Origin of the sequence: Bradyrhizobium aeschynomenes (genome assembly GCF_013178945.1) — a bacterium.
In the GTDB taxonomy this organism is placed as follows: Bacteria; Pseudomonadota; Alphaproteobacteria; order Rhizobiales; family Xanthobacteraceae; genus Bradyrhizobium; species Bradyrhizobium aeschynomenes.
In genome coordinates, this window is sequence record NZ_JABFDM010000007.1 from 203750 (window position 1) to 217200 (window position 13451).

The 13451-nt window shown below is 64.8% G+C and carries 14 protein-coding genes; 9 read left to right on the top strand and 5 right to left on the bottom strand.

Translation table 11 applies throughout. From position 1 onward, the window contains the following. The first annotated feature begins 116 nt into the window (after positions 1-116). The 4 genes from HL666_RS21385 to HL666_RS21400 all read left to right on the top strand — a co-directional run bounded on the left by HL666_RS21385 (position 117) and on the right by HL666_RS21400 (position 4798). Positions 117-1244 (top strand): acyl-CoA dehydrogenase family protein, encoded by a 1128-nt coding sequence (locus tag HL666_RS21385; RefSeq protein WP_172183447.1) that lies wholly within the window; start codon positions 117-119, stop codon positions 1242-1244. Positions 1245-1393: 149 nt separating this feature from the next. After that, positions 1394-2638 carry an acyl-CoA dehydrogenase gene (locus HL666_RS21390; protein WP_172183449.1) on the top strand — a complete coding sequence of 415 codons (1245 nt, stop codon included), beginning with the start codon at positions 1394-1396 and terminating at the stop codon, positions 2636-2638. Between the two features lie 119 nt (positions 2639-2757). After that, positions 2758-4005, top strand: a complete 1248-nt coding sequence (locus tag HL666_RS21395; RefSeq protein WP_172183451.1) for an acyl-CoA dehydrogenase — start codon at positions 2758-2760, stop codon at positions 4003-4005. 145 nt (positions 4006-4150) lie between these two features. Further along, a complete protein-coding gene (locus HL666_RS21400) occupies positions 4151-4798 on the top strand; it encodes a nitroreductase (protein WP_172131251.1) in 648 nt (215 codons plus the stop codon). Positions 4799-5448: 650 nt separating this feature from the next. On the opposite strand, the gene HL666_RS21405 is transcribed toward HL666_RS21400, so the two are convergent. The 3 genes from HL666_RS21405 to HL666_RS21415 all read right to left on the bottom strand — a co-directional run bounded on the left by HL666_RS21405 (position 5449) and on the right by HL666_RS21415 (position 7904). After that, complete coding sequence (locus tag HL666_RS21405) at positions 5449-6132, bottom strand: acyl-homoserine-lactone synthase (protein WP_172111529.1); 684 nt, start codon at positions 6130-6132, stop codon at positions 5449-5451. Between the two features lie 82 nt (positions 6133-6214). Continuing rightward, a complete protein-coding gene (locus HL666_RS21410) occupies positions 6215-6949 on the bottom strand; it encodes a LuxR family transcriptional regulator (RefSeq protein ID WP_172111754.1) in 735 nt (244 codons plus the stop codon). 157 nt (positions 6950-7106) lie between these two features. Continuing rightward, positions 7107-7904, bottom strand: coding sequence for an enoyl-CoA hydratase/isomerase family protein (locus HL666_RS21415; protein ID WP_172111528.1), 798 nt, complete (start codon positions 7902-7904; stop codon positions 7107-7109). An 801-nt stretch (positions 7905-8705) separates the two neighbouring features. Here HL666_RS21415 and HL666_RS21420 point away from each other — a divergent pair. The 4 genes from HL666_RS21420 to HL666_RS21435 all read left to right on the top strand — a co-directional run bounded on the left by HL666_RS21420 (position 8706) and on the right by HL666_RS21435 (position 11413). After that, a complete protein-coding gene (locus HL666_RS21420) occupies positions 8706-9374 on the top strand; it encodes a Crp/Fnr family transcriptional regulator (protein ID WP_172111527.1) in 669 nt (222 codons plus the stop codon). Between the two features lie 20 nt (positions 9375-9394). Then, a complete protein-coding gene (locus HL666_RS21425) occupies positions 9395-10279 on the top strand; it encodes a DUF6537 domain-containing protein (protein ID WP_172111526.1) in 885 nt (294 codons plus the stop codon). 295 nt (positions 10280-10574) lie between these two features. Beyond that, the gene (locus HL666_RS21430) at positions 10575-10925 is read left to right on the top strand and encodes a DUF3307 domain-containing protein (protein ID WP_172111753.1); all 351 of its coding nucleotides are present in this window, start codon (positions 10575-10577) and stop codon (positions 10923-10925) included. Positions 10926-11020: 95 nt separating this feature from the next. Continuing rightward, a complete protein-coding gene (locus HL666_RS21435) occupies positions 11021-11413 on the top strand; it encodes a hypothetical protein (RefSeq protein WP_172111525.1) in 393 nt (130 codons plus the stop codon). Between the two features lie 13 nt (positions 11414-11426). Here the strand turns inward: HL666_RS21435 and HL666_RS21440 are convergent, their stop codons facing one another. Together HL666_RS21440 and HL666_RS21445 are read right to left on the bottom strand one after the other, a co-directional pair. After that, positions 11427-11735, bottom strand: a complete 309-nt coding sequence (locus HL666_RS21440) for a YkgJ family cysteine cluster protein (RefSeq protein WP_376698608.1) — start codon at positions 11733-11735, stop codon at positions 11427-11429. A 4-nt stretch (positions 11736-11739) separates the two neighbouring features. Continuing rightward, entirely contained in the window at positions 11740-12438 is a 699-nt protein-coding gene (locus HL666_RS21445) for a helix-turn-helix transcriptional regulator (RefSeq protein ID WP_172111523.1), read from the bottom strand. Between the two features lie 217 nt (positions 12439-12655). Here HL666_RS21445 and HL666_RS21450 point away from each other — a divergent pair, with 217 nt between their 5' ends. Next, positions 12656-13384 carry a glutathione S-transferase family protein gene (locus HL666_RS21450; protein WP_172111522.1) on the top strand — a complete coding sequence of 243 codons (729 nt, stop codon included), beginning with the start codon at positions 12656-12658 and terminating at the stop codon, positions 13382-13384. Positions 13385-13451: the final 67 nt, after the last annotated feature.

Consider the following 13451-nt stretch of genomic DNA (forward strand, 5'->3'; position numbering starts at 1 on the left):
GAAGCACGCAGGCCCGGAATCCATAACCCCGATCGGGCGTATGGATTCCGGGCTCGCGCTCCGCGCGCCCCGGAATGACGGCGAATTTGACCTGATTTCAAAGGCGAGTGACATCCATGAACTTCGATTTCTCCGACGATCAGAAACAGCTGCGGGACCAGGCGCGGAAATTCCTCGCCGAGAAGTGCCCGCCGAAAGCCGTGCGCGTCGTGCTCGACGGCAAGGAGACCTATGACCGCGCGCTGTGGAAGGGCTTTGCCGACATGGGCTTTCTCGGCGTCGCCATCCCCGAGGAATATGGCGGGGCGGGCGCAGGCCACCTCGAACTCTGCGTGATCGCAGAAGAAGTCGGCCGTGCGCTGGCGCCGGTGCCGTTCTCCTCGACGGTGTATCTCGCCGCGGAAGCGCTGATGCTGGCCGGCAGCGATGCGCAGAAGCAGGTCTGGCTGCCGAAGATCGCGAGCGGCGAGACGATCGGCACGCTCGCGCTGTTCGAGGGCACCGGCAATCCGTCGCCGAAGGCGATCAAGCTCGAAGCTAGCAATGGCGTGCTCAACGGCACCAAGAAGCCGGTCGCCGACGGCGCGATCGCCGATCTCATCATCGTCGCCGCGCGCACCGCATCGACCGGACGCGACAGCGACATCTCGCTGTTCCTGGTCGACGCCAAGGCCGGCGGCGTCGAGGCCAAGGCGCTGACCAATCTCGATCCGACCCGCGGCCAGGCCGAGCTCACCTTTGCGAATTGCAAGGCCGAGCCGCTCGGCGCCGCCGGCGAGGGCTGGAGCATCATCAGCCAGGTGCTCGACCGCGCCGCGGTGCTGACCGCATTCGAGCAGGTCGGCGGCTCCGATCGCGCCCTGGAGATGGGTCGTGACTACGCGCTCGACCGCATCGCCTTCGGCCGGCCGATCGGTTCGTTCCAGGCGGTCAAGCACATGCTGGCCGACATGTACGTCTCGGCGACGCTGGCGCGTTCCAACGCCTATTACGGCGCCTGGGCGCTCTCGACCAACGCGCCGGAATTGCCGGAGGCTGCGGCTTCGGCGCGCATCAGCGCGACGCAGGCCTATCAGCACTGCGGCAAGAACAACATCCAGGTCCATGGCGGCATGGGTTTTACCTGGGAGTTCGACTGCCACATGTATTACCGCCGCGCCAACGCACTCGCGCTCGGCCTCGGCAGCCTGTCGTACTGGGAGGACCAGCTGATCGACCGCATGCGCAAGCGCAACGCGGCGTGAGCTAAGCTTGAATGTGCCGTCGTCATTGCGAGGAGCCGAAGGCGACGAAGCAATCCAGAATCTTCGTTTGGCACTGGATTGCTTCGCTTCGCTCGCAATGACGATGTGGAAACTGACGGGTCAATTGCTACAACAGCAGGGTTTAGACCATGAACTTCGATGACACCCCGCAAGAGGCTGCGTTTCGCGCCGAGGCGCGTGCGTGGATATCAGCCAACGCGCCCAAGCAATACGAGGACGAACTGCGCGCGTCCTCGCTCGGTCGCACCGCGCTGAAGAACGCCAACATTCTCGAGGTCGCAAAAGCCTGGCAGAAGAAGAAGGCCGACGCCGGCTGGGCCTGCCTGCACTGGCCGAAGGAATATGGCGGCCGCGGCGCCTCGCCGATCGAGCGCGTGATCTGGCAGCAGGAGGAGGGGCCGTTCGGCAAGCTCTCGGCGATGTTCATCATCGGCCACGGCATGTGCGGGCCGACGGTGATGGCCTACGCCTCCGAGGAGCATAAGCGGCAATACCTGCCGCCGCTCGCCTCGGGCGAGAAGGTGTGGTGCCAGCTGTTCTCCGAGCCCGCCGGCGGTTCGGATGTCGCCGGCCTGCGCACCCGCGCCGAGAAGCGCGGCGACGAGTGGGTAATCAACGGCCAGAAGATCTGGACCTCGGGCGCGCACTACTCCGACTACGGCATCCTGCTGACGCGAACGGATCCCACCGTGCCGAAGCACAAGGGCCTCACCATGTTCTTCCTGGACATGAAGAGCCCCGGCGTCGAGGTCCGTCCGATCAAGCAGGCCAGCGGTCACTCGGATTTCAACGAGGTCTATTTCACCGATGTCGTGATCCCGGATTCGCAGCGGCTCGGTACCGTCAATGACGGCTGGAACGTCGCGCTCACGACGCTGATGAACGAGCGCATGTCGATCGGCGCGGGTGTTGCCACCGGCTTCCCCGAGCTGTTCGATTTCTGCTCCAGCCTGATGCTGGACGATGGTCCGGCGATCGAGGACCGCAACGTCCGCTCCAAGCTGGCGAACTGGGCGGTGAAGGCGAGCGGGCTGAAATACACCAGCATGCGCGCCATCTCGGCGCTGTCGAAGGGCGAGCGTCCCGGACCGGAGAACTCGATCGGCAAGCTGGTCGCGGGTTCGATGGTGCAGGACGTCGCGAGCTACGCGCTCGACCTGCAGGGCGCAGCCGGCGTGCTCAGCGGGCCCGAGGCGGAGTTCGCCGGGCGGTTCCAGGCGATGCTGCTGCGTGCCCCCGGCACCCGCGTCGAAGGCGGCACCGACGAGATCATGCGCAACATCATCGCCGAGCGCGTGCTCGGCCTGCCCGGCGACATCCGGGTCGACAAGGACCTGCCGTTCAACCAGGTCCCGACCAAGGGACGGGCGTAGTTGCTGTCATTCCGGGGCGCCGCGAAACGCGGCGAACCCGGAATCTGGAGCTGATCATGTCGAGATTCCGGGTTCGCGCTGCGCGCGCCCCGGAATGACGAACGGGAAAGAGAGCGACCATGAACTTCGACGACACCCCGCAGGAAGCCGCCTTTCGCGAGACCGCGCGCGCCTGGGTCGCGGCCAACGCGCCGAAGGAGCTGGAGGATGAGCTTGCGAGCTCCTCCCTCGGGCGCATCCGGCTGAAGCACGCCGACATCGTCGAGGTCGGCAAGGCCTGGCAGAAGAAGAAGTCCGATGCCGGCTGGGCCTGTTTGCACTGGCCGAAGGAGTATGGCGGCCGCGGCGCGACGCCGATCGAGCGTGTGATCTGGCAGCAGGAGGAGGGCGTCTACGGCAAGCTGACGCAGCCGTTCCAGATCGGCGAAGGCATGTGCGGGCCCACCGTGATGGCCTATGGCAGCGAGGAGCACAAGCGGCGCTATCTGCCGAAGCTCGCCTCCGGCGAGGAGATCTGGTGCCAGCTGTTCTCCGAGCCCGCCGGCGGCTCGGATGTCGCGGGCCTGCGCACCCGCGCCGAGAAGCGCGGCGACGACTGGGTCATCAACGGCCAGAAGATCTGGACCTCCGGCGCGCACTACTCGGACTACGGCCTTTTGATCACGCGCACGGATCCCAATGTGCCGAAGCACAAGGGTCTCACGATGTTCTTCCTGGACATGAAGAGCCCGGGTGTCGAGGTCCGCCCGATCAAGCAGGCCAACGGCATGCAGGAGTTCAACGAGGTCTATTTCACCGATGTCGTGATCCCAGACTCCCAGCGGCTCGGCGCGGTCGGCGACGGCTGGAACGTGTCGCTGACGACCTTGATGAACGAGCGCATGTCGATCGGCGCGCGGCTCGCCACCGGCTTCCCGGAGATGTTCGAGTTCTGCGCCAACCTGATGACGGAGAATGGTCTTGCGATCGATGACCGTGCCACGCGTTCGAAGCTGGCCTCCTGGGCGGTGAAGGCCAGCGGGCTGAAGTACACGAGCTACCGCGCGATCTCGGCGCTGTCCAAGGGCGACCGTCCCGGACCGGAGAATTCGATCGGCAAACTCGTCGCCGGCGTCATGCTGCAGGACATCGCGACCTATGCGATGGACCTCGAAGGCGCCGCCGGTGTGCTCACCGGCGCGGACGAGGCGGAGACGCAGGGCCAGTTTCAGCAGATGCTGCTGACCTCGCCCTCGATGCGCATCGCCGGCGGGACCGACGAGATCCTGCGCAACATCATCGCCGAGCGCGTGCTCGGCCTGCCCGGCGACATCCGGGTCGACAAGGACGTGCCGTTCAACAAGGTGCCGACCAAGGGGCGGACTTAAACCCTCATTCCAAGGAGCTGCGCAGCAGCGTCCGCTGCGCGCCTCCGCGCCGTGAAGAGCGAGATCGGTCGAGACGAGAGCCAGTCAAATGGAAGCAAGCGCTGCAGTCGTAGAGAGAGACCCTATCACCGTCCTCGAATCCCTGATGGCCGCGCGCTTCTCCTGCCGCAGCTTCCGCGCGGATCCCGTGCCCCGCGCGACGATCGAGCGCATCCTGACGGCTTCGCAGAAGACGGCATCCTGGTGCAACAGCCAGCCCTGGCGGGTGGAGATCACATCCGGCGCCGCGACCGAGGCCTTTCGGAAACTGATGTATGCGGCCGCCTCGAGCGGCAAGCCTTCCTCAGGCGACTTCCCGTTTCCGCGCGAATACAAGGGCGTCTATCTGGAGCGGCGGCGCGAGAGCGGCTTCCAGCTCTACAACGCCCTCGGCATCGCACGCGGCGACAAGGCCGGCTATGCGCGGCAGGCGCTGGAGAACTACAACTTCTTCGGCGCGCCGCATGTCGCGATCATCCACAGCGACGAGGCTCTCGGCACCTACGGCGCGATCGATTGCGGCGGCTATGTCACGAGCTTCATGCTGGCAGCCCAGGCGCTCGGCGTCGCCACGGTGCCGCAGGCAGCGCTGGCTTTTCATTCCGACGTGGTGCGGCACCATTTCGGCCTGGGCGACGACCGCAAGATCGTCTGCGGCATTTCGTTCGGCTATCCCGACCTCGCCCATGACGCCAACTCCTATCGCACCAGCCGTGCCGCGCTCGCGGACACCGTCCGCTTCGTGGACGATTAGGTGTTGTCGTCGAAAGCCAATTCGCGGAGAGCGACCGCGGACAGCTCCAGTTCCGTATTGTAGAACTCCGTCGCCCCGCGACCTCGCTCCGCCGGGCGGAAAAGGCGCTGTCGATCCGCAAATTTGTTGCACGATGTTGCGACAAAATCAGACCATGGCCGTGGGCGGGGCAGGCTTGCGGCAACGTGAAGGCGGATCAATGTGGCGCCGCCGCGCCGCGTATGAAAGGAAAAGCCCTCTACAAATCATATCTACAAATCAAGACCTTGGCCGTGCTCCTGGATTTACACCGCGGGCCGGAGGCGTAACGGCATGATGGAAGTCGCGCCTCGTGTTGCTAGTGGTTGCTGTCGTTCGGCTTGGGCGCGCATTTTTCCTTGAGCTCATGGGCTTCAAGCAATGATATTGACAAAATCCTCTCTAACATTTTGAGTTGCATTGCCCGAGCGTCTACGATGCAGAATTGCAGACGCTCGATGATCTTCTCGATTGAAGGTTCAGTCACGGCTCAAAACCTGAAGTATCAGCGATGGATTCCATGAACACGCCGTCCAACCTTTACGCCCTCGAGGTGGATGAGGCGACGCTCCTTGGTCACCGCCTCTTGAAGGCGTTCCACAGGCTGAGGCTGACGCGGAACCGGGAGCAGCTCATTGCGCTGGCTGAACGGCTGGTGGAAGATGAAGAAAGATATCCGGCAGGGCCTGGCGGCTGACCTCTTCGAGCCCCTGCCAGGTCAGCGTCGGCCGCTTCAGGCCGATCTGCGTGCACAGTGACTTCCATGTCGTCTCGTCGCAATCGACCAGGACCGCCATCACCGCCATCCCATCCATCATGTGCGGGACGCCCAGCGGCTTAGCCTTCCAGCCGCATTTTTCGAAGCGCGGCAGCCACCATGTTTCGAGCACGATCGAGAAGCCGGTGAGCCCGATCGAGATGCCGTATTCCATGATCGCGGTGAGCAGCAGCAGGTCGACCCGCGGCCCCGCATGCTCGCCGCGCCGCTCGGGGATCACGAAGATGCGTGACAGCTCGTAGACGTCCGGCCGTTGAACCGGCCCGCGCAGATTGAGATAGGGAAAGATGTCGCTCATCAGCGTCGGCAGCACCGTCGGCACGGCGCGCATCGCACCGATCAGCTGGCCGTTGTCGATGCAGAACAGATAGACGGCATCTTCGGTATCGAACTGATCGATCTCGCGTCCGTCCGGACGATCGAGGTCCATCCACTTGCGCTGCTTGACGTAAATATCGTGGCGCAGCCGGTAATATGGATCGAAATATTTCTCGTAGAGCGAGCGATTATCTTTTCGAACGACATGAATCTCAGGCATCGAAACCCCCGGTCGTCTGAAGCAACTTGGGGTTTGCAGATTGCTGATGCGCTCGAATTGATCCAGTGGAAAAAACGCCAGATCAGATCGAGATCTCGCCGTTGACAAGAGCGGTCGCAACGGTCGCCGTCTTGTTCTTGGTCGCCAGCTTGCGCTGCGCCTCCTCGAGATGCCAACGAACGTTGCGCTCGGAGACGCCGAGGATGCGCGCAGTCTCCCAAGCGGTCTTGCCGCGCGCCGCCCAGCTCAGCACCTCGGCCTCGATCCGCGACAGGCGCCGGCCCTGATTGCTCGTGGTCGCGCGCACCAGTGCTCGCAGTCTCGAATGCGTGAAGATGCTGATCAGGTGCAGTGCGCCTCTGGCATCGGGTGCGAGGTTGGGATGCTCTCCGGCGATGCTGACGGCGCCGACCGCATCGTCGTAATGGATGGGCACGCAGAAACCTTCGTTCAATCGGAAGTCCTTTGCGCGCGTCATCACCTCGTGCGCACCCGGCTCGTCCTGGCGGTCGTAGGGCGCCTCCGACCAGGCGAATGGATTCAATGTCGAGACGCAGTGCCGCGGAATCGGATCGAAGCGGTGAAACTGCTCCCGCGCATACATGTCGAACCATTCCCGCGGCCACCCATTGGCCAGGATGGTCTGCTGCAGGGATTGGCCCGGCGCCGGTACTCCGGCCATGATGTAGGCATGGAAGCCCAGATCGCCGATCATCTTCTCGAATTGGGAGAGCACGCTCGCGCTGGTCTTCGACGCTTCGATCGCATCGACGTAGTCCAGAGCCCGCCGTCCCCAATACGCGTCTATCACTTGCATGTGAAAGTCTCCGCCCAAAGCCAAGCTAGCTGCGGACAAAAGGCTGTCAACCGCAAATTGGAGCTTTAAGTCGATAGTTCGTTGAGCGTGTGGCGGCACACCGGTTGGATACAGCAGGATGCATGCAATATTCAGCGGGCCGATGCGCGCATTGCGCTCAAAATCTCGGCGCCCGCTTCTCTGCAAACGATCTCATTCCTTCGCGGATCTCCGTCCCGCTGAGGCTGTCCTGATGTCTGCGGCGTGCTGCCGCATCATCGAGGGCGCCGCGGGCAAACTCATTGATCGCGCGCTTCATGCCGCGCATGGCGGCTGGGGCGTTGCCGGCCAGCTGCTCGGCCAGTCGCTCGACCTCCACATCGAGCGCCTCGGCCGCCACCATGCTGGTCAGATAGCCGATGCGTAGCATGTCGGCCGCGCCGATCCTCTCCGCCGTGAGGAAAAGGCGTTTGGCGTGATCGATGCCGAGCCGGGAGACGTAGCGCCTGATGCCGTTCGGGTAGTAGTGGAGCCCGAGTCGCGCCGCGGGCATGAACATGTCCGCGGTGTCGACCCCGATCCTGAAATCGCAGGCCAATGCGAGGTCGGTCGAGCCGCCATAGACGCCGCCATTGATCCGGCAGATCGTCGGCAGAGCGAGATCCTCGAGCCGGTCGGCGACCTCTTCGAAGGACGGGCCAGAGCCGCCGGCGGGACTCGTCTCGGGCCCGCCGCCGATGGACCCGAGATCATAGCCGGCGCTGAAGGCGCGTCCCGTCCCGGTCAATATCAGCACGCGCAGGCTGGCGTCGGCCTCGATGCGATCGAACAGCGCGATCAGGGCGCCGAGATCTTCCGGCTGAAGACGGTTGAGATGACGGGGCCGGTTGAGCCGGATCGTGGCGCGCGCGCCCTCGATGGTCAGAACTGGCGTGCTGGGCGCATCTTCGGCCGCGGCGGTCGGTCCATCGGTCATGTCTTGGTCTCCAAAGCGCGGCGCCGGGCATGGATGCTCTGCGCCAGGTCGGGGTGACGTGCCATCAGCACGCGGCGAGGTCGAGGACCAGCAGCTCGGACAGCGTGGTGGTGCCGGCAGCGGCCGAGCGCAGCACCGCACAGCGCCAACTCGCCGAACCTGTCCTCGCCGGGACGCTCGACCTCTCCAAAGCAATGAAACACATGCAACCGCGGGGGCAAGCCCTTGCGGACAACGGTGCACCCCGGTGGCGCGGGCCCGGCAAGGCGGGAAGGCATTGGAAGGCCGCGGCGGTGTCCGTTCGTGCCCGCTGCTGAACCCGGGCAGCCCGTTCGACGACCAAACGGTAAGGCATCCCCAGAACAGGGTCACGATCCAGCGCGGCGCAGCGGATGGGCCGCATCCATCATCGACCGCATTCGGGCGGGTGGGCCGCGCGCTTTCGCCTCCTTGACTGCTCAGGCGATGTTTCGTCGACCTCGCGGCGACAACGCCGGCAGGGTGGCGCAACGCTTGGGTCGTCGGACGCAGGCGCCTGTCGCTCTCGTGTTCCGGCCGCGGCAAGGTGCCTTGAGCAGGGAAGGTCCGTCGACGACGCCGGCCGGAGTTGCGCGACGTCGACGGATGGCCTGACCGGCCGGCTGCGGGCGGGGAATTTTGCCGTCCCGACTCAAATACCGGTTCAATCGTCGTCTGTTCGCCGTATATCGGAAGTCGGCATGGACACGCTAAATTAGCCGTCTGGAGGTCGGACCTCGGCGTCCGCTCACCCTTGAAGCCCCACTGGTCTGGTTGATCCCGATGGATACCTCACACCTGGTCGAACATGCAGGCGCCGCCGGCAGCCTCTTCGCATCGATCTTCGTGGTCGCCACGCTCTCGATGCGGACGATGATTCCGCTGCGGGTGTTCGCCATCCTTACCAACATCGTCCTGATCGCGACCGCGGTGCCGACGCACAACTACCCGGTTCTTATCCTGCACGGCGTGCTGCTGCCGCTCAACAGCTACCGCCTGCATCAGATGCTGCAGCTGGTCCGCGACGTGAAGCAGTCGGTCAACAGCGACCTGTCCATGGAGTGGCTGAAGCCGTTCATGACCGAGCGCAAATGCGGTCCCGGCGAGGTCCTGTTCTACAAGGACGAGAAGGCCGACAGCATGTACTACATCGTCAGCGGCCGGTTCCGTCTGGTCGAATCGGGTATCGAGCTGCCGGTCGGCGCCATCGTCGGGGAGTTCGGCATGATCTCGCCGTCCAATACGCGCACGCAGACGCTGGAATGCGTGGAGGGCGGGCTGATCCTGTCGGTGTCCTACGACCAGGTCGAGCAGCTCTACGTCCAGAACCCCGCTTTCGCCTTCTATTTCCTGCGCCTCGCCAGCGCCCGGCTGTTCCAGAACATCGAGACGCTCGAGCGGCGGCTGGCGCAACAGACCGCAGCCGCTGCGCCCGTGTCGAAATCGGCGTGATCCAGGGAGGCTGAACCACAGTGGAAAGCGTCCGGTCCTCGCTGCGATATCTGTTCGCCGACTTCATCGGCGACCACGATGGCGAGCCGCCTTTTTTGCCCGATGGCCTGCCTGAGGCCGCTGCCCTGGCGGTGAGCGACGGGATTCATCTGCTGATGGAGTACCAGGGCGCCAGCTACGCGCAGCTCTATGTCGATCGCATCAAGCGGTTCGTTCGTCGATCGAACCTCGATGTCGGCACGCTGTGTGAGATCGCGCAGTTGCTGGCGGCGCGCATGGCCTATGAGGATCCGATCCGGATCGCGCAACTGAGATTGATGAGCCTGGAGCGGGGGCGCAGGCCGGGCGGGCGGGACACCGACGATGTCAGGCGGTTTCGGCTCGACGAACTGCTCGGAGCCTTGCCGCAGGCCATCGCCGATTCGATGCTGACCGGCTTCGAGCAGATCGGCTGGCTCGGTCGCCGCCGCATCAAGGTCCGCTTCTCGGTCCGATCGCGGCTTGCGGTTCGCCGGCTCAAGCTGATCGCCGGGCTGCGGCGTTGGCGGCTGCAGTCGGTGCGCTATGGCGAGGAGCGGGCCTGGGTCGAGCGCTGGCTGCACATGATCGCCCGGGCGCTCGACAAGCAGCCCGCGGCGGCTCCCGCGGTGATCGCGACGGCGACGATGATCCAGGGACAGGGCGACGCCTACCGGCAGGGGCTCGCGGATTGGCATGCCATCATCGACGGCCTGGCCAAGCCGACCTTCGATGGCGTGCTGCCGATCCAAGATCTCGCCGCCGCCATCGCCGAGGCCCGCGCCGTCGCGCTGGCGGAGCCGGGGCAGGGCGCCCTGAAGCGGACCATCGCCCAGATCCGTGCACGGGCGCTGACGCTGGAACCGAAGAGCAACGCCGCCGAATGAATGCCGCCGCACGGCGCAGGAGGCGCAGGGCCAACGCCGGTGAAGGTAACCTTACCTCTCGTCGAAGATGTGGGAAGGGTAGCAGGGTGCGCTTTCAGGTTCCCTTTCGCGTGCAATTCGCCACCAGAGATGTCATAAGCGTCGCATACGCGTCGAATTGGCCGGGTATTCTCATCAGATTGCGCTGAACGCCTCCAGTTCCCGGTGCGTCAAAGGATTGGTCGTAGCGAGAGCGTCAGCTTTGTCTTTCCCCGCTTTGTCGTCGCAGGTTCCGGTAGGTGCGCTGGTCGGCTGGATGCTGCTGCTCACCTTCAAGCACATCATTGGCGACTTCGTGCTGCAGAATGCCTGGATGGCTTATGGCAAGGATCAGCGGAAGGGCTGGGCGCTGCCGTTGCTGGTGCACTGCCTGATCCATCTCGCCGTGGCGATGGTGCTGATCCTGATCGTCGCGCCGAAGTTCTGGTTCGTCGCGGTGATCGACTTCGCGATCCACATCACGATCGACCGCATCAAGGGCATCTGCTCGTCGCGTTTCGGCATGACCCTCGAGCATCCCTGGTTCTGGACACTGATCGGCGTCGACCAGGCGCTGCATCACCTCACCGGCTTCGGGCTGTCGATCTTCATGGCGGCCAACGGCTGAGCCGCGGCTGCGCAGGTCGCTATGCCCGCCGTCGAACATGGTTAACCCCGCATTAGCGATTCGCCCTGCATCCTCGCTTGAAGAGGATTCAACAGATGCTTCCAAGCCGTAGTGCCTTCGACAGCGATGCCTGCCCGGTCGGCGAGGAACTTCTCGGTGCGCTCTATCGCGCCGATGCAAACGGACTGCCTGCACTGGTCGAGAGCGTGTCGGCCGATGTCCGCGCCATGCTCGCGCTGTTCTGCTACCGGCGGACCCATTTGCATTCATTGGCGCTGGCGATCGCCTCCACCTGCACCGAGCAGGATCTGCTGCAGTTCGGCGGCCGCGTCGGCACCGTGCTCTACGCGCAGTCCCGCGGCAGCAGCGGCGGGCGGGCGAGCCCGCTGTCGAGCAAGAAGCCAATCTCGCTGTCGACCAAGCCGCTATCCGCGGTGGCGCCGCTCGACGACGACCTCGACGACGATCTCGCGCCTGTCACCGCGTGAGCGGACCTTTCCCTCACGGCAGCGCAGGCAGGCCGAACTTGCGCCGCGCCATCGCGCATTCGGCATCGCCCGGCATGCAAATGCGGCACACCTCCGGACGAATTGCGTAGATCCTGCAGGACACGGCGCGTGCGATCTCGCCGTCGAGCGCGCAGCAGCGGTCGTTCTCGCAGCGCATGCCCGACAGCCTGTCGTTGACGAGCTCGGGCGGGATCAGGTCGAGCGCGTCATCCTCCTCGATCGTGAAGCGCGGCCAGTTCGACGAATAGGCGCAGCAGGCGCCACAGCCTTGACAAGGGCTGGCGTCAAGCTGATCAGACATCGGCTCAGACATCCTTCGGAACCTCCCACACCAGGCTGCGCCGCCATTTCGCGCGCAGCGCCTCGCGCCGTTCGGGATATTTGTCGTCCAGATAGGCCGCTTCGACCACGCGATCCGTCCTGAAGCTGCGGAAGTCGCGGCGCAGCTCGCACCAGGCGGCGAGGATCCGCACCGCGTCATGATAGCCGATCGCGATCGGCCAGATCACGCGCTCGCTGTCGCGGCCCTGCTCGTCGCGATAGCGTAAGCGGATCTTGCGGCCCTCATGAATCTGCGAGCGCGTGCGTGACATGTCGATGCGGTCGGGCTCGCGGCTCCACGGCCGCGGCGCGCGGCTCGCCGGCTCCAGCACGAATGGCCGCAGCCGCTCCGGCACGGTGTCGGCGATCTTGGCCATCAGATCCTCCGCCGCGCGCGCCAGCACCGGATCGGCATTGGCCGCCACCCATTGCGCGCCGAGCACGGCAGCCTCGATCTCGTCCGGCGTCAGCATCAGGGGCGGCAGATCAAAACCCTTCTCCAGGATGTAGCCCATGCCGGCCTCGCCGCGGATCGGCACGCGCTGGCCGATCAAAGTGGCGATGTCGCGATAGATCGTGCGCTTCGACGTCTCCAGCTCGGCCGCGATCGCATCCGCCGTCAGCGGGCGGCGCGTGCGTCTCAGCACCTGGATGATCTGGAACAGCCGGTCGGCGCGTCTCATGGTGGGTCCTGCGGAAGCGATCACCCCGCCGCTGCTGACAGGATGCTGGCAGCAGCCTGTCCTTATACCGGGCCAACAACGAGATTGAAGGGGTGATGTCGATGATGATGCTTTATGGCCTGGGCCTTGCCAGCTCGCTACTGCCGCTGCTGACACCATGGTGGCAGCAGCATGTGCGTAGCCTCCGCCGACTGCTCAGGAAGTCGGGAGTGCTGTCATGATTGCGCTGTTTGGTTTAGGCGCGGGCTTCGGCCTGCCGGAGATCAGCCCCTTCGTCACCAAGACGGAGGTGCAGCTGAAGATGGCGGGGCTGGCCTATCGGAAACAACGGGCGATGCCGCCGGCGTCGCCCAAGGGGCAGCTGCCCTTCATCGACGATGGCGGCGCGCTGGTCGCCGACTCCACCTTCATCCGCGCCCATATCGAGCGGCGCTACGGCTTCGACTTCGATGCCGGGCTCGACGTGCGCGCGCGGGCGCAGGCCTGGGCGTTCGAGCGCATGATCGAGCATCATCTGTATTTTGCACTCGTCGGCGCGCGCTGGGTCGATCCTGTCAACTTCGCCAAGGGCCCGGCGCATTTCTTCGACGGCGCGCCCGCCGACAGACGTGACAAGCTGCGCGAGGACGCGCAGTTTCGCGTCGCCGAGAACTACCTGATTTCCGGGCTGGGCCGTCATGCGCCCGACGAGGACATCGATCTTGCCGCACGCTCGTTGCGCGCCTTGTCGGTGCAGCTCGGCGATCAGCCCTATCTGATGGGCGATCGTCCCTGCGGCACCGACGCCACGGCGTTCGCGGTCATCGCGGGCATCCTGACGCCGTTCTTCGACTCCGAGCTGCGCCGGCGCACCGAGGGCTTCGGCAATCTGGTGGCCTATGCCGATCGCATGATGACGCAGTATTTTCCGGAGTTCGACTGGAGCCGGGCGGCGGAAGCCGCCTGAGCCACTCTGTGACCATCGCCGTCGTTCCGGGGCGAGGCCTTTGGGCCTTGAACCCGGAACGACGGAA

What these genes read in the sequence shown, in the direction of transcription:
- HL666_RS21385 (WP_172183447.1), top strand. Translation starts at nt 117, where the DNA reads ATGAACTTCGATTTCTCCGACGATCAGAAACAGCTGCGGGACCAGGCG.
- HL666_RS21445 (WP_172111523.1), bottom strand. Translation starts at nt 12,438, where the DNA reads ATGAGACGCGCCGACCGGCTGTTCCAGATCATCCAGGTGCTGAGACGC.
- HL666_RS21400 (WP_172131251.1), top strand. Translation starts at nt 4,151, where the DNA reads ATGGCCGCGCGCTTCTCCTGCCGCAGCTTCCGCGCGGATCCCGTGCCC.
- HL666_RS21415 (WP_172111528.1), bottom strand. Translation starts at nt 7,904, where the DNA reads ATGACCGATGGACCGACCGCCGCGGCCGAAGATGCGCCCAGCACGCCA.
- HL666_RS21420 (WP_172111527.1), top strand. Translation starts at nt 8,706, where the DNA reads ATGGATACCTCACACCTGGTCGAACATGCAGGCGCCGCCGGCAGCCTC.
- HL666_RS21410 (WP_172111754.1), bottom strand. Translation starts at nt 6,949, where the DNA reads ATGCAAGTGATAGACGCGTATTGGGGACGGCGGGCTCTGGACTACGTC.
- HL666_RS21395 (WP_172183451.1), top strand. Translation starts at nt 2,758, where the DNA reads ATGAACTTCGACGACACCCCGCAGGAAGCCGCCTTTCGCGAGACCGCG.
- HL666_RS21430 (WP_172111753.1), top strand. Translation starts at nt 10,575, where the DNA reads ATGCTGCTGCTCACCTTCAAGCACATCATTGGCGACTTCGTGCTGCAG.
- HL666_RS21450 (WP_172111522.1), top strand. Translation starts at nt 12,656, where the DNA reads ATGATTGCGCTGTTTGGTTTAGGCGCGGGCTTCGGCCTGCCGGAGATC.
- HL666_RS21440 (WP_376698608.1), bottom strand. Translation starts at nt 11,735, where the DNA reads ATGTCTGATCAGCTTGACGCCAGCCCTTGTCAAGGCTGTGGCGCCTGC.
- HL666_RS21390 (WP_172183449.1), top strand. Translation starts at nt 1,394, where the DNA reads ATGAACTTCGATGACACCCCGCAAGAGGCTGCGTTTCGCGCCGAGGCG.
- HL666_RS21405 (WP_172111529.1), bottom strand. Translation starts at nt 6,132, where the DNA reads ATGCCTGAGATTCATGTCGTTCGAAAAGATAATCGCTCGCTCTACGAG.
- HL666_RS21435 (WP_172111525.1), top strand. Translation starts at nt 11,021, where the DNA reads ATGCTTCCAAGCCGTAGTGCCTTCGACAGCGATGCCTGCCCGGTCGGC.